The organism is Serratia sp. 25CWL12, from assembly GCF_055790885.1.
In genome coordinates, this window is the sequence record NZ_CM147698.1 from 3,542,974 (window position 1) to 3,566,221 (window position 23,248).

A 23,248-nucleotide genomic window follows, 5' to 3' on the forward strand; every position below is an offset into this window, starting at 1 on the left:
GGTTCTATAGTGGGCTATGCTCCTAGGGATTAATGAACCTCATCCATGAGGTTCACCCTGCGGGCCAGCACTTACGCTAGTACGTAAGATAAACTTCAGGGATGAGGTTTATCATGCTCAAGAAAATAGCTTGCACGTCATCCTGTCGTTCCGGCAATTTCAATCACCATGGATAGCGTAATTAATAAGGAAGTCACCGCATGCACAGAGAAAAACACAGCATAGAGAAAATTGGTTGGCTTCGTGCCGCTGTACTTGGCGCTAATGATGGCATTGTTTCTACCGCCAGTTTGTTATTGGGCGTCGCCTCAGCCAACGCCACACACCAAACCATTCTGTTAACCGGCATTGCCGGCCTGGTTGCAGGTGCGATGTCGATGGCAGCCGGGGAGTATGTCTCGGTCTCTTCACAAGCCGATACTGAAAAAGCCGCACTGGCGGAAGAACAAGCGGAGTTACATGCCGATTATCCGGGTGAACACCGTGAATTAACCTCAATTTATGTCCACCGTGGGCTTGATTTGGCCTTGGCAAAACAAGTGGCAGAAAAATTGATGAGTCATGATGCGTTAGGTGCACATGCCCGGGATGAGCTGGGGATCTCCGAAATCACCACCGCTCGTCCATTACAGGCGGCCTGGACGTCTGCAATGAGTTTTGCTGTCGGAGCGATACTTCCTCTCTTGGTGGCTTTTATGGTCAACAGTGATTGGGCCATTACGGCAATCGCGCTCTCGACATTGATTTCACTGGCTATTTTAGGGGGAATTGCGGCAAAAACCGGCGGAGCGCCGGTACTTCCAGGGATTATTCGCATCACGTTCTGGAGCACTCTGGCGATGGGAGTCTCATCGGGGGTGGGTATGCTGTTTGGTTCACTTGTTAACTGATATAGCAAAGGTTATAACCTATGGACAGGACAAAACAAGGAAAACCACGATGTCGTCAAAAAAGCTGGAAACCCTATTAATCGGCGCGGGACGTAACAAACGTTATACCCAAGGTTCCGTCAACCCGGTAACGCAACGTGCCTCTTCATTAGTCTTTGAGTCAGTAGCTGCCAAAAAATATGCCACTGCCAAACGTGCACAGGGTGAACTGTTTTATGGCCGTCGCGGCACCTTGACCCACTTTGCTTTTCAGGATGCCATGACCGAGTTGGAAGGTGGCGCGGGATGTGTTCTCTACTCTTGCGGCGCTGCGGCGGTCGCCAATGCCATTCTCTCTTTTGTGGGCGCTGGCGATCATCTCTTGGTCACCGGCTCGGCCTATGAGCCTACCCAAGACTTCTGCCACCACATTCTTGGTCGCATGAACGTTACCACCCAATATTTTGATCCACTGATTGGTGCCGGCATCGCGGCGTTGATCCAACCGAACACCCGCGTGGTCTTTCTTGAATCCCCTGGTTCCATCACCATGGAAGTGCAGGATATCCCGGCTATCGTCAAAGCCATTCGTGACGTAAACCCGGAAATCGTCATTATGCTCGACAATACCTGGGCCGCCGGCGTTCTGTTTAAAGCCTTGGAGTTTGATATTGATATTTCTATTCAGGCAGGTACCAAGTACATCATCGGCCATTCCGATTATATGCTGGGCACCGCGGTAGCCAATGCCCGTTGCTGGGAGCGCTTACGTGAGTATTCCTACTTGATGGGGCAAATGGTTGACGCCGATACCGCCTATATGGCCAGCCGTGGCCTACGCACGCTCAATGTACGCCTCAAACAGCATGAACAAAGCAGTATTACCGTTGCGAACTGGTTACAGCAGCGGCCCGAGGTGGCGGTGGTCAATCACCCGGCACTGCCCAGTTGTAAAGGACACGAATTTTATCGCCGCGACTTCAGCGGGTGTAACGGCTTGTTCTCTTTTGTACTCAAAAAACGGCTCAGTAGTGAACAATTAGCCAATTATCTGGATAATTTCAGCCACTTCAGCATGGCTTACTCCTGGGGAGGTTATGAGTCACTGATCCTGGCCAACCAACCGGAAGAACTCAAGGCAATTCGCCCTGCGGGGGGTGTCGATTTCTCTGGTACGCTGGTGCGCGTACATATCGGGTTAGAGAATGTGCAAGACCTGATTGACGATCTGGCCGCCGGTTTTGCGCGTATCGCTGATTAAACAGTGCCGTGAATTGACCGTCATGCCATCAAAAAACGCCCCCTGGGTTTATGCCGGTTGCCTTGCTGCCAACCCTTTGTAATTTAAAAAACCCGGGGATAGCATATTATTACACTCTGTCTAATGTCCACTTAGGTTAATCGGGTTACACTACAAGCCAAGCCTGAGACACATGATTGTTTCCGTCATGACTCAAACTACTCAACGTTGGCTGTTGTTTGAATAAACCAGGGTATCAAAGCAGGCTAAATGATAAAAAGCCAAGCACCACAGGACAAAAAATGGATGTGTTAAGAGAGATTGTTCACGCACTGTGGACGCAGGACTTCGCTGCACTTGCTGACCCTAAGGTAATCTGGGTGGTTTATGCTGTTGTTTTCGCCACCCTGTTCCTGGAAAACGGATTGCTCCCCGCCTCCTTTCTGCCCGGTGACAGTTTGCTGTTATTGGCTGGCGCATTAATTGCCAAAGGCGTGATGAGTTTTATCCCGACACTGATCATTCTGACTGTCGCCGCCAGTCTGGGGTGCTGGCTTAGCTACCTGCAGGGGCGGTGGCTGGGTCATACTAAGTTGGTGAAAGGTTGGTTATTACAATTACCAGCGCAATACCACCAACGCGCCTATATGCTGTTTAACAACCATGGTCTGGCCGCCTTACTGATTGGTCGTTTCCTGGCCTTCGTCCGCACGCTACTGCCTACCATCGCTGGAATATCAGGCCTGAGCAACTCACGTTTTCAGTTTTTTAACTGGTTAAGCGGTTTGGTCTGGGTAGGGCTCGTGGTCTCACTGGGCTATGCCTTTAGTCAGATACCTTGGGTTAAACTCCACGAAGATCAGGTAATGACGGTACTCATGCTCCTGCCAATCGTGCTACTGGTATTGGGTTTATTGGGTGTCATCATGGTCATTTGGCGCAAAAAAAGCGCTTCCTGATAATCTATCGGTACCTGTGCCTTTACCCCTGTGCCACCATGATATTACTGTCCCGCAGCCGAGCGAGCTCATCGCTCGGCGTAATCCCGAACAAGCGTTTAAACTCACGGCTGAACTGTGAAGCGCTTTCGTACCCTACACGAATGGCTGCTGTACTGGCCTTCAACCCATCATGCACCATCAACAAACGCGCCTTGTGCAGGCGGTAAGATTTCACATATTGCAATGGGGAAGTGTTGGTTACCGCTTTGAAATTATGGTGGAAAGCCGAGACGCTCATATTCACTTCGTTCGCTAACTGTTCCACATTGAGATTTTCGGCGTACTGGCTTTCAATACGCCGCAACGCCTTGGCTATCTGGCTAAAGTGAGTATGGCGATTAACCAATTCCTGCAATGATGCACCACAACTACCACGTAACACGTAATACAACAGCTCGCGCACAATCTGTGGCCCCAGTACCTGAGCATCAAGTGGTGTTTCCATCACGTCCAGCAGGCGCTGGGTCGCACACAGCATTTCCTCAGTCAGCGGAGAAAGATTGACGCAGTTGCTTTCTACCGGTGGTTTTAGCAGGTAATCCTGGTCCCCGATGTCAAACAGCAGGTCCTGCAACATTTGGACATCAATACTTATCCCCAGCCCCACCATCGGACGCTGCGGGCTGGCAAAAGTCTCGCATTCAAATGGCAACGGTACCGTCATCAGCAGATAATTGCGGGGGTCGTACTGAAAAACTTTGTCACCACAGTACCCCACCTTATGCCCCTGAAAGATAATCACAATACAGGGTTCATACATTACCGGTTGGCGGGGCCAATGCTCGTCAGCATACAGAATTGTCACCTTGGCTACTGGCGAGGGGATAAAGCCTTTCCCTCGAACAAAACCCATTGCCTGGCGCGCCATACGGCCACGCCGCTCATCAATTTCAGTCATCACCCTTCTCTTGCCACCCAAACAATCCAGCAAAGAACATCGTAAAAAGCAGGCCTTTTCTACAATGTTTAAGAGAAATAGGCAAGACATTGAGAGAAATATGCATTGCCTGAGCAGGCTAAGTGACTAACAATAGCCAACGACTGTTTTTGCGCCGCTAGCGCTTCCCTGAGACTTGAGAGAATCCAACCATGCAAAACTTTATTCTTCATACCCCAACCAAGATCCTGTTCGGTCAAGGCCAGATCGCCGAACTGGGTAAACAGATCCCTGCAGATGCCCGCATCCTGATCACTTATGGCGGTGGCAGTGTGAAAAAGAATGGCGTACTGGACCAAGTCTATCGTGCGCTGGCTGGCCGCAATGTGCAGGAATTCTCTGGTATTGAACCTAACCCAACCTATGAAACGCTGATGAAAGCGGTTGAAATCGTGCGGGCGGAAAAAATCGACTTCCTGTTGGCCGTCGGTGGTGGTTCTGTAGCCGATGGCACCAAATTTATCGCTGCCGCCGCCCACTATCAGGCCGATAGCGATCCTTGGCATATTCTGAAAACCGTAGGGTCTGATGTCACCAATGCCATCCCGCTGGGTTGTGTACTGACCTTACCTGCCACTGGCTCTGAATCCAACAGTGGTGCGGTAATCACCCGTAAAAGCAGTGGTGACAAACAGCACTTCCACTCATCCTACGTGCAACCGCGCTTTGCCATCCTCGATCCGCTCGTCACTTATACACTTCCTCCACGTCAGATCGCTAACGGTGTCGTTGATGCGTTTATCCATATCCTGGAGCAATATCTGACTTATCCGGTGGATGCCAAAGTACAAGATCGCTTTGCTGAAGGCCTGCTGCTAACGCTGGTGGAAGAAGGTCCACGCGCACTGCTTGAGCCAGAGAACTACCAAGTCCGTGCCAACGTGATGTGGTGCGCCACACTGGCCTTAAATGGCCTGATCGGTGCCGGAGTACCTCAAGACTGGGCAACACATATGTTGGGTCATGAGTTAACTGCTATGCACGGTCTGGACCATGGGCAAACCTTGGCGATTATCATGCCTGCGCTGTTAGTCGAGAAAAAAGCACAGAAACGTGAAAAACTGCTGCAATACGCAGAGCGCGTTTGGGGTCTGCATGACGGTTCGGAAGATCAGCGTATCGATGGTGCCATTGCAGCTACGCGTGCTTTCTTTGAGAAAATGGGGATCCCTACCCGCTTATCCGACTACCAAATCGATGGCAGTTCCATCCCGGCTCTCCTCGACAAATTGCGCGAACACGGTATGACCGCCCTGGGTGAACATCAGGACATCACACCGGAAGTCAGCGAACGTATTTATCAGGCAGCACGCTAATCGGCTGACTGACACCTCCGTTGATTAACCTTGTTTGAACCGGCCTTGATGGCCGGTTTTTTTCGCTTCATTGCCCAGCTGCCACTGGATAAATTTGGGTATATAATTGAAAGATATCGTTTCAACTTGATGGGTTTATACCCAGGTGGTATGGAGCTCTATGACTCGATCACAGACTTATTTGTCGCGCTTCACCCTGGTACTGATGCTGTTGGTACTGGCTGGCTGTTCCAGAAATTCTCCGCATACTGGCAACTCTAGCCAAACCTCTGGGCACAATAAGCACACCTATAATTATCAAATTGAAGATGCAGCCAAAGAATATGGTGTCGACCAAAAGCTAATCACGGCCATTATTCAGGTCGAGTCTGGCTTTAACCCCGATGCAGTCAGCCGCTCAAACGCTATTGGCCTGATGCAGATAAAAGCAGATACCGCCGGCTGTGATGCCTACCGTTTTAAAGGTAAACGGGGTTGCCCAGATGAGAGTGACCTGCGGGACCCTCAAGTCAATATCGATTTGGGTGCGGCCTACATCAGTGCCCTGCAACATCAACAACTGAAATGGATTGAAAACCCGGTAACCCGGCGCTACGCCACGGAGGTCGCCTACGCCAATGGCGCAGGAACGCTATTACGCACCTTCTCTAATGACCGTAAAAAAGCCATAAGTATGATCAACAACCTCTCCCCGGAGGCATTTCACTGGCATGTGCGCAAGCACCACCCTTTTCCCCAGGCTCCACGCTATATGTTGAAAGTTGAAGCAGCCTATAACGAGTTGTAGAAAGGGACGCGCTGTAGAGATTGACGGGTTCACCGAGATCATTAATACGGGTACCCTACAGGAGGGATCCGGCGTAACCCCTTCATCATGCAAGCTGCGGTATGTTAGCTGCAGCTTGCACAATCTTGGATCTCACCGAATGAGAATTAACGGCGAACTGCAATTGCTTCGATTTCGATTTTCACATCTTTTGGTAAACGTGCCACTTCAACGCAAGAACGTGCTGGGAAGGGAGCATGGTGTTCAGTAAAGAAAGCTTCGTAGGTCGCATTAACGGTGGCGAAATCATTAAGATCTTTCACAAAAACCGTAGTTTTAACGATATCGGCCACTTTCAGCCCGGCAGCTTCAACAATCGCTTTCACGTTTTCCAGTGATTGACGAGCCTGAGCAGAAACGTCATCGGCAACAGTGCCGGTTTTAGGATCAACCGGAATTTGGCCAGAGGTAATGATCATGCTACCTAGATCAACACCTTGCACATAAGGACCAATAGCAGCAGGGGCGAGTTCAGTACTAATATTACGTGACATTTTTTCTCCTGATACCCTTTTGGCGTTACCAACAGTGGCTGGCACCCCATTGAGTAGCGTTATTTTTGAAATACCATTATAAAGAGTGGTGACAATATTAACAGCACCACTCCCGGTAAAACAGACGATTTTAATCGGCCTGCAATACCACTTGATGTTCAAACTCTTTTTCACAGTAACGGCACTTCAGGTGTACCTCACCAGCATGAGATTTCACACTAAAGCTGGAGGTCACCGGCTCACTGCGACTAATGCAATTGCTGTTCGGGCAGGTCAACACACCATCGATATGGTCTGGCAGGCTGAGGGTCAACTTACGCACCACTTCATAGTTATCGATGCGGTTGACTGTCGCCTTGGGGGCATACATCGCCAGTTGGTTAGCCTGCTGTTCCGTCAGGAAGGTATTCTCAATTTTGATCAAATCCTTGCGCCCCAACTCTCTAGAGGGCAGGTTTAACCCAATGGTGATGCGCTGGTCGGTAGCCGTCAGTTTGAACAGTGTAAGCAGTTTAAAACCGATTTGTGCGGGAATATGGTCGATCACCGTACCGCATTTGATTGCTTCAACCTGGAGTTTATTATCATGAGTCATGGCGGTTCCCCCTTAAAGAGCCAAATCTGCGTTTAATACCAGAGCCAACAACGCCTGGCGGGCGAAAATACCGTTACCCGCCTGCTGGAAATAGTGCGCGTAGGGCGTTTTATCCACTTCGATAGCAATTTCATCAATACGCGGCAGTGGGTGTAACACTTTCAAGTTGTCACGGGCGCGAGCCAAGTCCGAGACGCGCAAGATAAACTGCGCTTTGACATTGGCGTATTCGGAAGGATCCAGGCGCTCTTTCTGTACACGGGTCATATAGAGAATATCCAGCTCAGGTACCACTTCCTCAATACTGGCGTGACAACTATAAGAGATACCTTTTTCCGCTAATGTTTTCAGGATATAGCTTGGCATCGCCAAGGCGTCCGGTGCGATAAAAAAGAAGTGGTTCCCTTGGTATTTTGCCAATGCCTGGGTCAATGAGTGCACAGTACGGCCATATTTCAGGTCACCCACCATGGCAATATTGATATTACTCAAGCGGCCCTGAGTTTCCTGTATGGTAAACAGATCCAGCAGGGTTTGAGTCGGGTGCTGATTGGAACCATCACCGGCATTCAATATTGGGATACCACCGGCAAACTCAGCCGCCAGCCGGGAAGCCCCTTCCTGCGGATGGCGCATCACAATGGCGTCAACATAGGTACTGATCACCGAAATGGTATCGGCCAGGGTTTCACCTTTTTTGCCCAGTGAGGTGTTACTGCTATCAGAGAAACCAACAACCGATGCCCCCAGGCGATGAACGGCGGTCTCAAACGACAGACGGGTACGGGTAGAGGCTTCAAAGAAGCAACTGGCGACCACCTTATGTTTGAGCAACTCGGGTTGCGGGTTGGCTTTCAGGCTGGCAGCAGTGCGCAGTACCAGTTCCAGATCTTCACGGCTGAGATCACTAATAGAGATGATGTTCTTGCGATACAGCGGATTGGCCATGTTCACTCTCCTCAGATCAAACCCTTGGCGCGGGGATTTTCAATGTAATTGCAATTCTGCAGACAAAAAAAAGCCCCTCAATTGAGGGGCTTTTTTAAATGATAGGTGCTGTAACAGGAGGAAAAACGGCAGCTGCCCGGCGTTTGGTAGCCGGTTTTGTCCAATATGGCGAACAAAACAAACTTCGTCTTTCATGCTTTCTCCTGGCAAATTGTCGCGCATTATACTCGCGTTTTTGCTCTCTGCAAGCGTTAAGACACCTCTTTTTTATTTTTTCGCCATCCATGCTGGCAACCGCACTCACATTCCTGATTAGAACAGGTAACGGGCACCTAACATAAATTCGCTAGAAACCAGGCGAGCTTTCATTTGCTCATCTTTCAGCCCACGCACATTGGTGAAGTTATTATAACCACTTTCAATGTTGCCCATATCGACATAGCGATAACCTAAGTCTAGGCTAAGCTGTTGTATAGGGGCATAACTAACCCCTGCACCCACGGAATAAGCCAGGTTATTCTGGGTACTTTCCGCATATTGGCGCGAAGTATTACCTTGCCAACCATCAGACGTTACCTTGGCAATACCTAAACCCAGGGTACCATAGACCGAAAAGTTATAACCCAATGCATAGTCACGATAAACATTAATCATCACACGTTGGGCGTCCACTTTATGGTGATTGAAACTGCTGGCAAAAGTGGTAGAACCGCTGGTGTATTCAGTACTCTTTTTGAATACATACTCCCCTTCACTGCGCCAACCATTACCAAACTGGTAGCCCAGAGCAATGGAACCATTATAAAAACGCTGATTCTCATCACCGCTGACAAAATTACCCACCCCTGGGCGACTACTGGTGTCCATATTCTCGGCAGATTGTCTGGCATTCAGTAGTTTTACTGCTCCGTAATAGCCAGATAAATAATCATCAGCCAATACATTAGCGGAAAGTGCGGTTAAAACAATCGTCAGTGCAAGAGGTTTTATATTCATGTATTTCTCACTTAATAAGGTCATTTTTGATGAGCAATAAAGCTACGGTTAAAATAACCATCGGTGAGAAATTCAACAATTCGGTTCAATACCTAACTCTCTAGGTATTTTTACTTAGCTCGGTTGGCAGAAAATACCTCTCCATAGACTTTTATTAACTTCACCGACGAGTTGATAGCCAATTTTGTAAATAAATTGGCACGATGGGCTTCTACTGTCCGTGGTGAAAGCGAAAGCTCATTCGCAATTTCCTTGCTGGATTTGCCCTCCATCATCAGTTGGGTCACTTCTAATTCCCTGGTAGACAATGTATCGAGTTTTTCTTGTAACGCCGTTAATTCTTGCCGTTTTTGCTGAGAAGCACGCTGAAATTCCAACGCTCCGCCCACCGTTTCGAGCAGCAAATCAGCATCAATCGGTTTGGTTAAAAACTCAAAAGCACCATTTTTGAAGGCGCGGCGGCACAATTCAATATTCCCATGACCCGTCATAATGATGACCGGAATACTCAGTCCTTGCCGTTGCCACTCCTCCAGCAGCGTGATACCACTTTTACCCGGCATACGGATATCCAGTAGCAGACAGCCATTTAATGCTTGGGAACCCACCATCTGCTGTTGAAAATCCTGTGGATTTTCGTAAGTGACCGTTTGCCACCCCATGGTGGCCAAGAGTGAACTCAGAGCACAACGGATAGCCTGATCGTCATCAATCAAATAAATAAACTGTTCCATCACACCTCCCGACTGTTAAACGGAAACCACAGCGTAAAACACGCCCCCTGCCCAAGCCTATTTTCTGCTTTAATATTGCCATTGAGGCGTTGAACCAAGGTTTCTGTCAGCGCCATGCCTAATCCCAACCCCTCTTGGCGTGTGGTAAAAAAAGGAATGAAAACTTGCCCTAATGCTTGCACAGAAAGACCGGGCCCACCATCGGTGATGACTAACTCCATACCTTGCTCTGAGTAACTAGCATCAATGGCAACCCAAGACGATCCCGGTGGATTATTCTGCTGGGCCTGAATAGCGTTAGCGACAATGTTTTGAAAAATTTGTTCAACCCAGAGGGGATCAGCACGTAGAGTGGGTAGCTTTTCCGGTAACCGGTTAATGACCTTAACATTCCCACTATTGATTTCATCTTCCAGCAACATCGTGACGTGCAGCCAGACCTTGCGCAAATTGACATCCTGCAATACCACCGGCGCATCAACCAGCTTCTGTCTAAATTGCTGCAGTAATGTACTAATCCGTTTAATTTGTATCACCGAAGAATCAAGCAGCACAGTCGCTTTCTCTGCCTGCTGCTGCTCAATCAGGCGAAGTGCAGTCTGGTTATAGCTCAACACCGCAGTCAGTGGTTGGTTTAATTCATGAACGATACCGGCGGTGAGCTCCCCCATGGTGTTAAGCCGCGTTAATTCCGAGTAGTGCTCACGTAAAACGGCAATACTATGTTGATGTTTTTGCTTACGATACAGGCTAATAAAATGGATGACTGCCGCCCATAAAATCGACAACAGTAACAATATTAGCCAAGGTAACTTTGCCCAATCAGGATCATTACTGGCTTCTAACTCAAAAGGTTGCAATGCGCTGCTAACCTCTTTGTTCCATTGCCAGTAGGCGGGTTGGCTATTATTCCCCAGTTCGAACAGTGTTCTATTCTGCCTGCTCAGACTGATATGGCGAAAATCATGACGTTGGGGGATATCCGCCAATAACAGGTTGAAGTCAATCAACAAGGCGTTACGTTGATTTTCTAGCCAATAGGTTCCCTTATCAGTAGAGGGTAACGTTTGATGCGGGGCTGTGTTTAACTTGGGTTCCCAAGCCAGGATCTGTGGGAATTGTTGGCGAACAGCAGCAGGATCACTGGTGACGGAGAGCAATGAAAGTATCGTTTCCAACTGGGATAACTTAACGGCAATCTCACGATGTAAAATACGGTAGTTTACGGATTGCTCTTCATATTGCTGCTGCAAAACGTAAGCGACCACGCCGCCACCTGACAGCAGAGATAAAATCAACCAGAGGAAAACCTTGCGCATAATGATTCCAGACAGATTAAAGAGGCGATGAAGTTAAGGCTAGATGTTCCCCGGCTTGCAACTCTGCCCGGTTGTAGTGACGTACAATATGCCCTTGCTCCATTAAAGCCGCACGTTGGGACATATGAGCGATCACATCGCCATCGTGGCTCACCAAGAGGTAGGTCATACCATGTTCCCGTTTCAATTGATTGAGCAGGTTGAGGATCTCCGCCTGTACCGACATATCTAACGCCGAGGTGGGTTCATCTAACAATAACAGTTTTGGGCGTAACAACAGGGCACGGGCGATAGCCACGCGCTGGCGTTGGCCGCCAGAGAGTTGATGTGGGTAGCGCTCTGCCATCGCCGCACTCAACCCTACCTGCAATAACGCTTCACTGATCCGTGCCGGAATATGCTTTTCACCATGGATCTTGAGCGGCTCCCCTAACGTGCGGGCAATTTTGTGTTGCGGGTGCAATGATGCATAAGGGTCCTGAAACACCATTTGTACATCACGGCGCAACCGCCCAGAAAAACGCTGCAATGGCTGAATAACCTGGTCGAACAAGCGCACTTCACCGTGCCAATCACGTTGTAGCCCGGCCAACACACGCAACACCGTGGATTTTCCGCAGCCAGAAGCGCCAATCAAGCTAAAGGTTTCGCCGGCTTCAACGCTAAAACTCACCGACTCGACCGCAACTTTATGACCAAACGCCTGCGGAAAACTGACTTGTAGGTTCTCAATCTCAATCAGTGCCATATTCGCTCCGGGCAAAGTCGATACTACGATCCAATACCGGTAAATCATGACCGTAAGTCGCGGCACTGGGGCGACAGGCCCACAATGTACGCGTGTACGGATGTGTCGCCAGCGGCAGGTTGGCCGCGATCCCCTGATCCACCAACCGGCCTTGGTACATCACCAACACCCGGTCACAACGTGCCGCCACCAGCGACAAATCGTGGCTGATCAGCAACAGCCCCATATTACGTCTGGTAGCCTGTTCAACAATCAGATCGAGGATCTGCTCGCGCAACCGGGCATCCAACGCCGAAGTCGGCTCATCTGCAATCAGCAGTTGCGGATCGTTAACCAACGCAATCGCCAACATCGCACGCTGCCCCATCCCACCTGAAAGCTGAGCGGGATAACTGTGATAAGCACTCTCTGGTAAACCCACCGCCGCCAGCGAGTTCAACACCCGCTCATAGCGATCGGCCCGGGACAGGGCATTATGCAAGATGAGAGACTCGGTAATCTGTTTGCCAATTTTGCGTACCGGGTTCAAGGCATAGCGCGGGTCTTGCAGCACCATGGCAATTTCTGCGCCACGTATCTGGCTCCATTGGCGCGGTGGTAACGTCAGCAGATCGGTCTGGCAGTAGCTCAGCCTATCCGCCGTCACGATTCCGGGTTTACGCACCAAGCCCATCAGCGCTCGGGCGGTCATTGATTTACCTGACCCAGACTCGCCAACCAACGCGACTTTCTCGCGCCCAATATGCATGGAAAGGTTATCCACCACCTGATGACCATTAAACGCAATACTCAGATTATGTGCGGATATCAAAGGCTCAGTCATGATGCGGATCCAGTAAGTCACGTAGGCCATCGCCCAACAGGTTAAATGCCAGGCTGCTTACCAGGATCGCGCAACCGGGGATCGCCGCGATCCACCATTGATCAAAAATAACGGGCATCCCTTCTGCCACCATCGAGCCCCACTCGGCCATCGGTGGGCGCGCGCCCAAGCCCAGAAACCCCAAGCCGGCCGCCGCCAGAATGACCCCGGCCAGATCCAGTGCTAACCGGACAATGGCAGAGGGCAGGCACATTGGCAAAATATGCCCCCACAACAGGCGGGGACCACGAATCCCCATCATCTCAGCCGCCGCCAGATAGTCGCTGCGCCGCAATAATTGGATCTCGCTTCGTGCCTGGCGGGCATAGGCAGGCCAGGTAGTGAGTGCCAGTGCCAATGCGCCGTTAACCAAACCAGGCCCGAGCATAGCGACAAAGGCAAAAGCCAGAATCAGCCGTGGCATCGACATGGTGATATCGGTAAAACGCATCAATACGCGCTCCAACCAACCCCCATAGTAACCAGAAAGCACGCCCACCAGCAGGCCAAGGGGCAGCGTGATCACCGTGACCAGTAATACCAACCCCAACATCGGGCGGGTACCGTAGATCAGGCGGGAAAGCACATCACGGCCATAACTGTCGGTACCCAGCCAGTGACCGGCTCCCGGCGGCAACAAACGGTTAGCGGCCTGTTGCCAGTTGGGATCAACCGGTGCCAACCAAGGCGCAAATAGCGCAATCAGTAGCAGTAAGAGCAGGATAACCGTACCACAGGTGGCGGACGGTGAACGTTTAAGTAATGTCATCGCCATCTCAACCTACCCGGGGATCAAGCAAACGCACCAGTAGATCGGTGAGATTATTAATAATGACAAAGCATAAACCGATCAGCAGTGTCCCCCCCATGATGGTCGTGGTGTCACCCGCTAACAGCGCAATCGTCAGGTAACGGCCAATGCCGGGCCAGGAAAACACCGTTTCAGTCAGCACGGCACCTTCCAACATGCCGGTGTAAGCCAGCGCAATCACCGTCAGCAGTGTGCCACTGATATTGGGCAACACGTGGTGGAACATAATACGCATCTCGCTGGCGCCTTTGGCACGGGCCAGTGTCACATACTCTTTATTCAGCTCACTCAGGCAGGCGGAACGGGTCAGGCGGGTGATACTGGCCAGCGAGTAATACCCCAACAAACAGACCGGTAACACCAAATGTGCCAGTGCATTGCGTAACGCCCCCATATCGCCAGAAAGCCAGGTGTCGATCAGCGCAAAACCGGTCTTGGCCTCGACACTGTATTGGTAAATATCATCCAGCCGCCCGGGCCCAGGGCTCCATTGCAACTTGGCATAGAACAGTAGCAACATCAGCAAACCCAACCAGAAGATAGGCACCGAGTTACCCAACAAGGTCATCAAGCGCACAGTAATATCCAGCTTGCTACCGACAAAACGTGCACACAACACGCCCAACAGCACCCCTAAGGTCGCACCGACCACCAGCGACAAAGTGGCGAGTTCCAACGTTGCAGGAAACACGCGCAGCAATTCCTGCAACACGGGTTGCCCCGTAGCACTGACATTACCCAGATCACCCTGGGCGAGCCGCTGTAGATAGTGCCAAAACTGCACCGGTAAAGAGCGATCGAGGCCAAGCTGTTGTTTAACCTGCTCATAAGTTGCAGCGCTGGCATGATCACCAACAATCTGCAAGACCCGATCAACCGGCGACAACGCAGAAAGCAAAAAGGTAATCAATAATAGGCCGAACAGGGTCAGTACCAGTGTGAACAGACCCTGCGACAATCCCTTAAGACGACGCCGGGCAATATTTCCCGGCGTGAATTTTATCCCTACCGACATGGTTATCCTGATTATTTACTAACACGGTCATAATAGACCATATCTGCATTTAGTCCTTGTTGATAGCCTTTCACGTTATCACGCAGCACCACCTGCGTTTTAGCCTGATCGATAAACACATAGGGCGAACTTTGCTGTAACGCCTGCTGCAGGGCAGTATAACGTGCCGCACGCTTAGCCGGATCAGCCTCTGCCACCGCTTCCAGCGTCTGTTTATTCAGCTCAGGGATCTGCCAGCCATTGAGCCCGGCGACGGTGCTGCTTTTGCCATCGTTATACGCGAAGGTGCTGGCATTGGAATGGGCATCGAAATAATCGGGGATCCACAGACGGATTGCCGCTTGATGCTGTTTGGCACGGACACGAGCATAGACCTGGCTGCCCGCCGCAGGCAATAGCTCAAGTTTCACCCCACCTTGGGCAAAACTGGCCTGCAGCGACTGAGCAATGGTGATAAACGGAGGCTTATTTTCTACATCCAGGGTCAGAGTCGCATTGGTGATGCCGGCTTTTTCCAAGATAGCCTTGGCTTTGGCCGGATCAAAACTGAAGGGCTTATCTTCCAATGCCCCTGGCAGGCCCACAGGCAGGAAGCTTTGGTGAATAAAATATTGCCCTTTTAGCAGATCCTGGGTGATGCCTTGATAATCCACCAAATAGCGTGCGGCCTCCCAGAAAGCAGGGTTGTTCAACAGCGGGTTGGCCTGGTTGGCGGTATTAAACACCAAATAGTTCTGTTCAGCAGACGGAATTTCCAACACTTGCACGCCAGGCTGTTTTTTCAACGCACTGGTCTGGTCTGGGCCCAGCTCGCGAGCGATGTCAGCATCCCCTTGTTGGATCAACAGACGGCGCGCACTCGGGTCAGACACATTCTTGATAATGATGTTCTGGAGTAACGGCTTATCACCGGGAGAAGTAAGGTTGGCATCCAGCACAATGGCTTGATGGGGCTGATAAACGCGCATTTTAAACGGGCCGCTGCCAGCAGAGTGCAATTTCAACCAAGTATTACCGAGATCATCCCCTTTCACATTGGCTTGCACCACTTTGCTATCGACAATGGAGGCAATGGGGGTAGAGAGAATATTCAACGCGACCGCCGGGCTGACATCCGCCGTCCAACTCAACTGCACGGTATGATCATCAACCTTCTTCAATTGTTGTTCAATATTCTCGGGCTGCCAACCGAGCACATTGAGGATAAACGCTGGTGATTTATTCATTTTCACCGCGCGGGTATAAGAGAAAATGACATCATCCGCCGTCAATGGGTTGCCAGAAGAGAAAGTGGCCTGCGGACGCAGTTTGATGGTTAAGGTTTTAGCCGCCGCATCATCCTGCCAGCTTTCCGCCAATACGGGGATCACCTTGGCCGGGTTATCACGATCAGCTTGCACTAAACGCTGATAGAGACTGGGTACGGTTTGGATACTGGACAGTTCATTGGCTTCTGCCGGATCCAAGCTAACGATATCCTCTAATGACTGCACTACCACCAACGTATTCGGTGGCGTAGCGGCCCATGCAGTGCTGGAGAGAGCAGCAAGAATAAAAAGCGACAATACTTTGTTTTTCATGAGAATATTCCTTTATCCCTGTCCGTAATTCAAGCTGCGCAGGGGGAATGGCAACTTAAATGAACTTGGGTCACTTTGACTCGAACATTAAACCGAAAATGAGCAATTAGCATTTGTTTTTGTACGGTATTTTCACCGTCAGAGGGTCACGGTAGAACGTTGCACAGCCGCAAGCAAAGGTTAATCTGTTATTTCATATAGCCAAAAGAACTATAGCCAGATTCAATCAATTTGGTGGGTAAAGTGTGCAGGTTTATTAAAGAGAATATCGGGAGGGCTAGCCTATAGGGGCAGGTTTCGCCCCTATATACTCGTCATACTTCAAGCTGCATGGGTGTTGGCTGCGTCCGTTCGCACCAGTCACATAGTGGGCTATGCTCCTGGCGACTCTCAGACTTGCCGCCTACATGCAACTCGAATTATTTTGGGTATAGCACTTAATTTACTGGGCGTTGCTACTTAATGTCGCGACCATCACCGCCTTGATGGTATGCAGGCGATTTTCTGCCTGATCAAATACCACACTATGCGGGGACTCGAACACCTCGTTAGTCACTTCCATGCCCCCAGACAAGCCATACTGTTGTGCCATCTGTTTACCCAAGGTGGTTTGGTCATCGTGAAAGGATGGTAGGCAATGGAGAAATTTCACCTGTGGGTTACCGGTCAGTTTAACCATCGCCATATTCACCTGATAAGGCAGCAACTGGGCAATTCGTTCCTGCCAGACCTCTTTGGGCTCCCCCATAGAAACCCAAACGTCGGTATAGAGGAAGTCGGCACCTTGTACCCCTTCGGCAACATTCTCTGTCAGGGTAATTTTCCCGCCGGTCTGCTGCGCCAGCGCCTGACATTCAGCCACCAGTTGCGCCTGTGGCCAGCAGGCCTTCGGTGCCACCAAACGCAGATCCAACCCCACCAGTGCCGCTGCTTCCAGCAGCGTATTACCCATATTGTTATGGGCATCCCCCATATAGGCCAGTTTCATTTCACTCAAGTTCTTACCCGGCAGATGCTCAATCATGGTCAGTAAATCCGCCAGCAACTGGGTCGGGTGGAACTCGTTAGTCAGGCCATTCCATACCGGTACCCCGGCATATTCTGCCAGTGTGTCCACCAGATGCTGACCAAAACCACGATATTGAATACCGTCGTACAGGCGGCCAAGGACACGCGCCGTGTCTTTCATTGATTCTTTATGGCCGATTTGACTACCGCTTGGGCCAAGATAGGTGACCTGAGCCCCTTGGTCGAATGCGGCAACTTCGAAAGAGCATCGGGTACGGGTTGAGTCTTTTTCGAAGATGAGCGCAATGTTTTTACCCTGAAGATGTTGCATTTCCTGGCCTTGCTTCTTGGCCTGCTTCAAGTTAGCCGCCAGTTGCAGCAGGGACTGGATCTCACTGGGGGTAAAATCCATTAACCTCAAAAAGTGCCGATTATAGAACGGGTTCATTTGGCTCATCTCCATCTATCCTTATTTTTGTTTGAATTAAAATTCACGATATATGAATGAATATTCAAATTCAACCCTGATAAAGAAATCTTTTATCTTTACCATGGCAGCAGTGGCAACGGTATGTGAAAATAGAAGAGATAAAGCCATTTTATTGAGGATAGAGACATGGCAAACCGTGAACTGCTGGAAGAACAACGCGAAGAAACCCGCCTGATCATCGAAGAACTGCTGGAAGACGGCAGTGATCCGGATGCGCTCTACACCATTGAGCACCATTTCTCTGCTGAAAAGTTTGAAGTTTTGGAACAAGCGGCCGTTGAAGCTTTTAAACTGGGTTACGAAGTGACCGACGCTGAAGAGCTGGAAGTGGAAGATGGCAACCTGGTTATGTGCTGTGATGTGATCAGTGAAGTTGCCCTGAATGCCGAATTGATCGACAGTCAGGTAGAACAATTGATCACCCTGGCAGAAAAACATGGTGTCCACTACGACGGTTGGGGCACCTATTATGAAGACCCTAATGGTGAAGAGGGTGATGACGAAGACGGCGACTTTATTGACGAAGACGACGACGGCAAACGCCATTAATTAATAATTAAATATGACGGGCCGTTAGATAGCTACCGGCCCGGTTACCACTGGATACCATGAACACCGCATCACTCTTATCCCCTATTCTCAACTTCCTGCACTGTGAAACACCAGATAGCTGGATAGCAATTGCACGCCGCTCGGAAAACTTGCCACTGCTACTGACCGACCACCTGGTTTGTGAGCTAAAAGCCGCGCAAACGGGTATGTGGCTGATCCGCCGCTATGTAGCCGATAAACAGAGCGGTGAGGCTTTGCTGGCTCTGCTTAAGCCCTATGAGGCGTTTGTGCATGAAGAGCAAGCCGTGCCGGAAGTCCTGTTCCAGCAAAGTACGCTCACCAAAAAGATCTTGCCGAAAAACGACACCGCCTATGGCGCTGATTTGCTGGAAAAGATGGTCTTACTGATTAAAGAAGAACTTCATCATTTCTCGCAAGTGTTGGAAATCATGCGGATACGGCAGATCCCGTATAAAAAGATCACCGCCAGCCGCTATGCCAAAGGGATGATCCGCGAGGTACGTACCCATGACCCGGCCACCTTGATCGATAAACTGATCTGCGGGGCTTATATCGAAGCGCGATCCTGTGAGCGTTTTGCCAAACTGGCGCCGTTTCTGGATGATGAATTGAACCGGTTCTATGTTTCACTACTACGCTCTGAGGCGCGCCATTATCAAGATTACCTGACGCTGGCGCAGCAGGTGGCGGGGGGTGATATTAGCGAACGGGTGGATTATTTTGGCCGTATTGAAGCTCAGTTAATCCAGTCACCAGATACGGAGTTCCGTTTCCACAGCGGGGTGCCAACCTGCTGATTATCCTGGCAATACCCGTCATACTGCAAGTTGCTCGGGTCTTGCCAGGTTCACAGTGTTTTTAGCATCGCTACTTCGCAATCACCGTGGCCAGTATCGCCCATAGCGCACTCGATAAGCTCAAAACCAAGATGCTGATACAGGTCTATCGCACTCTGTAGGGTCGCGGTGGTCTCTAAATAACAACGCTGGAACCCTTGCTGGCGGGCAAAATCCAACGCCTGAAGGGCTAAACGTTTCGCCAAGCCTTTGCCACGGACTATCGGCAGGAAATACATCTTCTGTAATTCACAGATAACCGGATCGCCCCCTTGTAATGGCGCGACCCCACCGCCCCCCACCACTTGGCCCTCCAGCTCCACCACCCAATAGGCGCTGCGTGGTTGGCTATAGAACTGAAATAGTGTATCCAGAATCGGATCGGCAACGGCATAGCCTTTATCTGCCGTCAGGCCATGTTCGGCTGAAACGGTACGAATAACATCGGCAATCACAGCGTTATCTTCAACCGTGATCATGCGTATCAATGCTGTCATAGACTCCCTCCCTCAATCAAGCGGCAACCGGAAAGCAAAAACAGCGGTGGTTTGCCGCTGTTTTTGTGTTACCTGTTTTTGATATCGACTAGCTTTGGTGCAACTTACCCGCGCTGATTACAGCGCGGCAATCGTCGCTTGCTGCTCCTGCAGCTTCACCTTACCTTGCTGACAAGCGGCCAGACGCTCACGTTCCTTGGCGACCACCGCTTCTGGCGCACGAGCAACAAAGCCCTCATTAGACAGTTTGCCTTCAATCGAGGTAATTTCCGCATCCAGTTTAGCCATCTCTTTCGTCAGGCGCGCAATTTCTGCGTCCTTATCGATAAAGCCCGCCATGGGGATCAACAGCTCAGCACCTTCCACCAATTTAGTCACCGAAACCGGGCCTTTTTCACCCGCTGGTAACAGCGTAAGCGCACTCAAGCGTGCCAGTTTTTCAATAAAACTCTGGTTTTCCAACACGCGACGCTGGGCATCACCATTGGCATTGCGCAGCAGCACTTCCAGCGGTTTACTTGGCGCGATATTCATTTCAGCACGGATATTACGCACTGCAGTGATGGCCTGCTTGATCCACTCCAGATCATCCAATGCCTGCTGATCTTCCAGTGCGCTATCAAACGCCGGGAAAGGCTGCAGCATAATGGTATCGGCGGTGATGCCTTTAATCTGCTTCACACGCTGCCAGATGGTTTCGGTGATAAATGGAATGATCGGATGCGCCAAGCGCAACAAGGCTTCCAGCACAGTAATTAACGTGTTACGCGTCCCACGCTGTTCCGCTTCACTGCCATTACCGATAATCGGCTTGGTCAGTTCCAAGTACCAGTCACAGAACTGGTTCCAGGTGAATTCATACAGAATGCTTGCTGCAATATCAAAGCGGTAGTTATCCAAGGCTTCACGGTAAGCCTTCACCGTGCGGTTGAATTCAGCCAGGATCCAGCGGTCAGCCAGCGAAAGCTGCATTTCACCACCGTTAAAACCGCAGTCATGCTCTTCCGTATTCATCAGCACAAAACGGCTGGCATTCCACAGTTTGTTACAGAAGTTACGGTAACCCTCCAGGCGCTTCATATCCCAGTTGATATCACGCCCGGTAGACGCCAGTGCCGCCAGAGTAAAGCGCAGCGCATCAGTACCGTGCGGCTCAATGCCGTTGGGGAACTGCTTCTCAGTGCGCTTGCGGATCTTCTCTGCCAATTGCGGCTGCATCATATTGCCGGTACGTTTTTCCAGCAATTCTTCCAGTGATATCCCGTCCACCATATCCAGCGGGTCGATGACGTTGCCTTTCGACTTGGACATCTTCTGCCCTTCGTCGTCACGGATCAGGCCAGTCATATAGACCGTTTTGAAAGGCACTTGCGGTTTGCCATTTTCATCTTTGATGAAATGCATGGTCAGCATGATCATGCGGGCAATCCAGAAGAAGATAATGTCAAAACCGCTCACCAACACACTGGTCGGGTGGAAGGTTTTCAGCGCTTCAGTCTGCTCAGGCCACCCCAGCGTGGAGAAAGTCCACAAGCCAGAAGAGAACCAAGTATCCAGCACATCCTCATCCTGGTTGAGCACCACATCTGCCCCCAGGTTATGCTTCTGGCGCACTTCTTCTTCGTTACGGCCAACATACACCTTGCCATCCGCGTCATACCAAGCGGGAATGCGGTGGCCCCACCATAGCTGGCGAGAGATACACCAATCCTGAATATCGCGCATCCAACTGAAATACATGTTTTCGTACTGCTTGGGTACGAACTGAATGTCACCTTGCTCAACCGCTTCTACTGCTACTTTCGCCAGCGGCGCAGTACGCACATACCATTGGTCGGTCAGCATCGGTTCAATCACCACACCACCACGGTCACCATAAGGCACCGTCAAGTCATGGGGTTTGATCTCATCAAGCAGGCCGAGTTGCTCAAAGGCAGCAACCACCGCTTTACGGGCGGCAAAACGTTCCAGGCCACGGAACTGAGCTGGGAGCTCACCGCTGTATGCAGTGCTCGCTTCACCCTGGGTATCAAACACCTCGGCTTCTTCGCGGATATCGCCGTCAAAAGTCAGGATGTTGATCATCGGTAATTGGTGACGCTTACCCACTTCATAGTCATTAAAATCGTGCGCCGGGGTGATCTTCACACAACCGGTGCCCTTTTCCATATCGGCATGTTCGTCACCGAGGATAGGGATGCGGCGGCCAACCAGTGGCAAAATGATCTCTTTACCGATCAGATCTTTGTAACGCGGATCCTGCGGGTTAACGGCAACACCGGTATCCCCCAGCATGGTTTCCGGCCGGGTGGTGGCAACCACCAGATAATCTTTGCCTTCCGCCGTGGTAGCGCCATCGGCCAGTGGATAACGCAGATGCCACATCGACCCTTTGGATTCACGGTTTTCCACTTCCAGATCAGAAATGGCGGTGCGCAGTTTCGGATCCCAGTTCACCAAACGTTTACCACGGTAGATCAAGTCTTCCTGATAGAGGCGAACAAACACTTCTTTTACCGCATTGGACAAGCCGTCATCCATGGTGAAGCGTTCACGCTCCCAATCCACCGAGTTACCCAGACGACGCATCTGACGGGTAATGGTGCCACCGGATTCTGCCTTCCATTGCCAGATTTTTTCGATAAACGCATCACGGCCGTAGTCATGGCGGGTTTTCCCCTCTTCGGCGGCGATCTTACGCTCCACCACCATTTGGGTAGCGATACCGGCATGGTCAGTACCCGCTTGCCATAGGGTATTTTTACCCTGCATACGCTGGTAGCGCGTCATGGTATCCATAATGGTTTGCTGAAAGGCGTGGCCCATATGCAAACTGCCGGTGACATTCGGCGGCGGGATCATGATGCAGAAACTTTCCTGGCGGGTGTCGCCATTTGGCTTAAAGTAACCCTGACTCTCCCAATGGTCGTACAGCTTTTGCTCGATCTGGGTTGGGTCATAAGCGGTATCAAGATGCGTGTTTGTTTTTTCCATTTTATATCGTTGTTCAGTAAGTTGGCGGCGTAGCCGTGGTCAAATTGAAGCCGACGCTGCGATAGGCTTTATAACGTTCGCGCGCCAACTGTTTCAAGGTATCTTGGTAAGGGACGAAGTCTACCACTTCCTGGAAAGCAGTAGCAAAGTCTACAAACTGGGGTAACAGGGCAATCAGCAGTTCCCGTGGCGCATTGCCGCGTTTACCTGGCCAGCACAGCTCCACTGGGGCACCAAAATTTGGCCCTTCACCGGCCAGATTATGTGGCACAAATTGGTGAGGGTCGCGCTGCCACAAGGCTTCATCCAGCCGTTCAGCCTGCTCCTGGCTTTCACAGGCAATCAACACCCGTTTGCCGGTACGCCAGTGCTGTGCAGCAACCGCACAGGCCAGCGCCTCGTGCGCACTGAGCATACCGATGGGCTGGTCATTTTCTAGCAGGTAAAACGTTGCCTGTTTCATGGTGACTTGATTGCCGTTGATAAGAAAAATTCGGGGCGCAACCAGTGCGCCCATCTTGCATGATTATATACACAATAGCGTTCAAGTTGCAGCAGG

General features: G+C 50.7%; 24 protein-coding genes. 7 read left to right on the top strand and 17 right to left on the bottom strand.

The features are described 5' to 3' along the window. Positions 1–200 precede the first annotated feature (200 nt). From ACX9GV_RS15260 to ACX9GV_RS15270, 3 genes are all read left to right on the top strand, one after another. Positions 201–890 (top strand): VIT1/CCC1 transporter family protein, encoded by a 690-nt coding sequence (locus tag ACX9GV_RS15260; RefSeq protein ID WP_473196081.1) that lies wholly within the window; start codon positions 201–203, stop codon positions 888–890. 49 nt (positions 891–939) lie between these two features. Then, the gene (gene metC / locus ACX9GV_RS15265) at positions 940–2,130 is read left to right on the top strand and encodes a cystathionine beta-lyase (RefSeq protein WP_473196082.1); all 1,191 of its coding nucleotides are present in this window, start codon (positions 940–942) and stop codon (positions 2,128–2,130) included. 281 nt (positions 2,131–2,411) lie between these two features. Continuing rightward, entirely contained in the window at positions 2,412–3,068 is a 657-nt protein-coding gene (locus ACX9GV_RS15270; protein WP_473196083.1) for a DedA family protein, read from the top strand. Between the two features lie 22 nt (positions 3,069–3,090). On the opposite strand, the gene ACX9GV_RS15275 is transcribed toward ACX9GV_RS15270, so the two are convergent. Beyond that, positions 3,091–4,008: an AraC family transcriptional regulator gene (locus ACX9GV_RS15275; RefSeq protein ID WP_473196084.1), complete on the bottom strand. Its 918-nt coding sequence runs from the start codon at positions 4,006–4,008 to the stop codon at positions 3,091–3,093. Between the two features lie 191 nt (positions 4,009–4,199). On the opposite strand from ACX9GV_RS15275, the gene yqhD reads away from it, so the two are divergent. Both yqhD and ACX9GV_RS15285 read left to right on the top strand, forming a co-directional pair. Continuing rightward, the gene (yqhD, locus tag ACX9GV_RS15280) at positions 4,200–5,363 is read left to right on the top strand and encodes an alcohol dehydrogenase (protein WP_023489655.1); all 1,164 of its coding nucleotides are present in this window, start codon (positions 4,200–4,202) and stop codon (positions 5,361–5,363) included. 160 nt (positions 5,364–5,523) lie between these two features. Further along, complete coding sequence (locus ACX9GV_RS15285; RefSeq protein WP_473196085.1) at positions 5,524–6,150, top strand: transglycosylase SLT domain-containing protein; 627 nt, start codon at positions 5,524–5,526, stop codon at positions 6,148–6,150. Between the two features lie 146 nt (positions 6,151–6,296). Here the strand turns inward: ACX9GV_RS15285 and ridA are convergent, their stop codons facing one another. From ridA to argF, 13 genes are all read right to left on the bottom strand, one after another. Further along, positions 6,297–6,683 (bottom strand): 2-iminobutanoate/2-iminopropanoate deaminase, encoded by a 387-nt coding sequence (ridA, locus tag ACX9GV_RS15290; protein WP_473196086.1) that lies wholly within the window; start codon positions 6,681–6,683, stop codon positions 6,297–6,299. A 130-nt stretch (positions 6,684–6,813) separates the two neighbouring features. Continuing rightward, positions 6,814–7,278 (bottom strand): aspartate carbamoyltransferase regulatory subunit, encoded by a 465-nt coding sequence (gene pyrI, locus ACX9GV_RS15295; RefSeq protein ID WP_023489652.1) that lies wholly within the window; start codon positions 7,276–7,278, stop codon positions 6,814–6,816. Between the two features lie 12 nt (positions 7,279–7,290). Beyond that, positions 7,291–8,226: an aspartate carbamoyltransferase gene (gene pyrB / locus ACX9GV_RS15300; RefSeq protein ID WP_473196087.1), complete on the bottom strand. Its 936-nt coding sequence runs from the start codon at positions 8,224–8,226 to the stop codon at positions 7,291–7,293. Between the two features lie 39 nt (positions 8,227–8,265). Continuing rightward, complete coding sequence (locus ACX9GV_RS15305; RefSeq protein WP_023489650.1) at positions 8,266–8,421, bottom strand: hypothetical protein; 156 nt, start codon at positions 8,419–8,421, stop codon at positions 8,266–8,268. Between the two features lie 117 nt (positions 8,422–8,538). Beyond that, complete coding sequence (locus tag ACX9GV_RS15310; protein WP_473196088.1) at positions 8,539–9,222, bottom strand: outer membrane protein; 684 nt, start codon at positions 9,220–9,222, stop codon at positions 8,539–8,541. A 110-nt stretch (positions 9,223–9,332) separates the two neighbouring features. Then, a complete protein-coding gene (locus tag ACX9GV_RS15315) occupies positions 9,333–9,956 on the bottom strand; it encodes a response regulator transcription factor (protein WP_473196089.1) in 624 nt (207 codons plus the stop codon). Beyond that, the gene (locus ACX9GV_RS15320) at positions 9,956–11,275 is read right to left on the bottom strand and encodes a sensor histidine kinase (RefSeq protein WP_473196090.1); all 1,320 of its coding nucleotides are present in this window, start codon (positions 11,273–11,275) and stop codon (positions 9,956–9,958) included. Before ACX9GV_RS15320 ends, ACX9GV_RS15315 begins: the two co-directional genes overlap by 1 nt. Positions 11,276–11,291: 16 nt before the next feature. Then, entirely contained in the window at positions 11,292–12,023 is a 732-nt protein-coding gene (locus ACX9GV_RS15325) for an ABC transporter ATP-binding protein (protein ID WP_473196091.1), read from the bottom strand. Continuing rightward, positions 12,010–12,846, bottom strand: a complete 837-nt coding sequence (locus tag ACX9GV_RS15330) for an ABC transporter ATP-binding protein (RefSeq protein ID WP_473196092.1) — start codon at positions 12,844–12,846, stop codon at positions 12,010–12,012. Before ACX9GV_RS15330 ends, ACX9GV_RS15325 begins: the two co-directional genes overlap by 14 nt. Continuing rightward, positions 12,839–13,654: an ABC transporter permease gene (locus ACX9GV_RS15335; protein WP_473196093.1), complete on the bottom strand. Its 816-nt coding sequence runs from the start codon at positions 13,652–13,654 to the stop codon at positions 12,839–12,841. Before ACX9GV_RS15335 ends, ACX9GV_RS15330 begins: the two co-directional genes overlap by 8 nt. Before the next feature lie 7 nt (positions 13,655–13,661). Then, entirely contained in the window at positions 13,662–14,711 is a 1,050-nt protein-coding gene (locus ACX9GV_RS15340; protein WP_473196094.1) for an ABC transporter permease, read from the bottom strand. A gap of 11 nt (positions 14,712–14,722) precedes the next feature. Then, on the bottom strand, positions 14,723–16,291 hold the full coding sequence (locus ACX9GV_RS15345; RefSeq protein ID WP_473196095.1) for an ABC transporter substrate-binding protein: 1,569 nt from the start codon (positions 16,289–16,291) through the stop codon (positions 14,723–14,725). Positions 16,292–16,733: 442 nt separating this feature from the next. Beyond that, on the bottom strand, positions 16,734–17,756 hold the full coding sequence (gene argF, locus ACX9GV_RS15350; protein ID WP_473196096.1) for an ornithine carbamoyltransferase: 1,023 nt from the start codon (positions 17,754–17,756) through the stop codon (positions 16,734–16,736). Positions 17,757–17,915: 159 nt separating this feature from the next. On the opposite strand from argF, the gene rraB reads away from it, so the two are divergent. Together rraB and miaE are read left to right on the top strand one after the other, a co-directional pair. Next, positions 17,916–18,338 (top strand): ribonuclease E inhibitor RraB, encoded by a 423-nt coding sequence (rraB, locus tag ACX9GV_RS15355; RefSeq protein ID WP_037386370.1) that lies wholly within the window; start codon positions 17,916–17,918, stop codon positions 18,336–18,338. Between the two features lie 59 nt (positions 18,339–18,397). Next, positions 18,398–19,159, top strand: a complete 762-nt coding sequence (gene miaE, locus ACX9GV_RS15360; protein ID WP_473196097.1) for a tRNA isopentenyl-2-thiomethyl-A-37 hydroxylase MiaE — start codon at positions 18,398–18,400, stop codon at positions 19,157–19,159. A 50-nt stretch (positions 19,160–19,209) separates the two neighbouring features. Here the strand turns inward: miaE and ACX9GV_RS15365 are convergent, their stop codons facing one another. From ACX9GV_RS15365 to ACX9GV_RS15375, 3 genes are all read right to left on the bottom strand, one after another. Continuing rightward, positions 19,210–19,683, bottom strand: a complete 474-nt coding sequence (locus tag ACX9GV_RS15365; RefSeq protein WP_473198047.1) for a GNAT family N-acetyltransferase — start codon at positions 19,681–19,683, stop codon at positions 19,210–19,212. Positions 19,684–19,812: 129 nt separating this feature from the next. After that, entirely contained in the window at positions 19,813–22,689 is a 2,877-nt protein-coding gene (locus ACX9GV_RS15370) for a valine--tRNA ligase (RefSeq protein WP_473196098.1), read from the bottom strand. A 13-nt stretch (positions 22,690–22,702) separates the two neighbouring features. Beyond that, positions 22,703–23,152, bottom strand: a complete 450-nt coding sequence (locus ACX9GV_RS15375) for a DNA polymerase III subunit chi (protein ID WP_037386431.1) — start codon at positions 23,150–23,152, stop codon at positions 22,703–22,705. Positions 23,153–23,248: the final 96 nt, after the last annotated feature.

Coding starts and splice junctions, on each gene's coding strand:
- miaE (WP_473196097.1), top strand. CDS start 18,398: ATGAACACCGCATCACTCTTATCCCCTATTCTCAACTTCCTGCACTGT.
- rraB (WP_037386370.1), top strand. CDS start 17,916: ATGGCAAACCGTGAACTGCTGGAAGAACAACGCGAAGAAACCCGCCTG.
- ACX9GV_RS15330 (WP_473196092.1), bottom strand. CDS start 12,846: ATGACTGAGCCTTTGATATCCGCACATAATCTGAGTATTGCGTTTAAT.
- ACX9GV_RS15260 (WP_473196081.1), top strand. CDS start 201: ATGCACAGAGAAAAACACAGCATAGAGAAAATTGGTTGGCTTCGTGCC.
- ACX9GV_RS15275 (WP_473196084.1), bottom strand. CDS start 4,008: ATGACTGAAATTGATGAGCGGCGTGGCCGTATGGCGCGCCAGGCAATG.
- ACX9GV_RS15335 (WP_473196093.1), bottom strand. CDS start 13,654: ATGACATTACTTAAACGTTCACCGTCCGCCACCTGTGGTACGGTTATC.
- ACX9GV_RS15375 (WP_037386431.1), bottom strand. CDS start 23,152: ATGAAACAGGCAACGTTTTACCTGCTAGAAAATGACCAGCCCATCGGT.
- ACX9GV_RS15345 (WP_473196095.1), bottom strand. CDS start 16,291: ATGAAAAACAAAGTATTGTCGCTTTTTATTCTTGCTGCTCTCTCCAGC.
- pyrB (WP_473196087.1), bottom strand. CDS start 8,226: ATGGCCAATCCGCTGTATCGCAAGAACATCATCTCTATTAGTGATCTC.
- yqhD (WP_023489655.1), top strand. CDS start 4,200: ATGCAAAACTTTATTCTTCATACCCCAACCAAGATCCTGTTCGGTCAA.
- ACX9GV_RS15310 (WP_473196088.1), bottom strand. CDS start 9,222: ATGAATATAAAACCTCTTGCACTGACGATTGTTTTAACCGCACTTTCC.
- ACX9GV_RS15320 (WP_473196090.1), bottom strand. CDS start 11,275: ATGCGCAAGGTTTTCCTCTGGTTGATTTTATCTCTGCTGTCAGGTGGC.
- pyrI (WP_023489652.1), bottom strand. CDS start 7,278: ATGACTCATGATAATAAACTCCAGGTTGAAGCAATCAAATGCGGTACG.
- ACX9GV_RS15325 (WP_473196091.1), bottom strand. CDS start 12,023: ATGGCACTGATTGAGATTGAGAACCTACAAGTCAGTTTTCCGCAGGCG.
- ACX9GV_RS15315 (WP_473196089.1), bottom strand. CDS start 9,956: ATGGAACAGTTTATTTATTTGATTGATGACGATCAGGCTATCCGTTGT.
- ACX9GV_RS15370 (WP_473196098.1), bottom strand. CDS start 22,689: ATGGAAAAAACAAACACGCATCTTGATACCGCTTATGACCCAACCCAG.
- ACX9GV_RS15340 (WP_473196094.1), bottom strand. CDS start 14,711: ATGTCGGTAGGGATAAAATTCACGCCGGGAAATATTGCCCGGCGTCGT.
- ACX9GV_RS15305 (WP_023489650.1), bottom strand. CDS start 8,421: ATGAAAGACGAAGTTTGTTTTGTTCGCCATATTGGACAAAACCGGCTA.
- ACX9GV_RS15270 (WP_473196083.1), top strand. CDS start 2,412: ATGGATGTGTTAAGAGAGATTGTTCACGCACTGTGGACGCAGGACTTC.
- ACX9GV_RS15285 (WP_473196085.1), top strand. CDS start 5,524: ATGACTCGATCACAGACTTATTTGTCGCGCTTCACCCTGGTACTGATG.
- ridA (WP_473196086.1), bottom strand. CDS start 6,683: ATGTCACGTAATATTAGTACTGAACTCGCCCCTGCTGCTATTGGTCCT.
- argF (WP_473196096.1), bottom strand. CDS start 17,756: ATGAGCCAAATGAACCCGTTCTATAATCGGCACTTTTTGAGGTTAATG.
- metC (WP_473196082.1), top strand. CDS start 940: ATGTCGTCAAAAAAGCTGGAAACCCTATTAATCGGCGCGGGACGTAAC.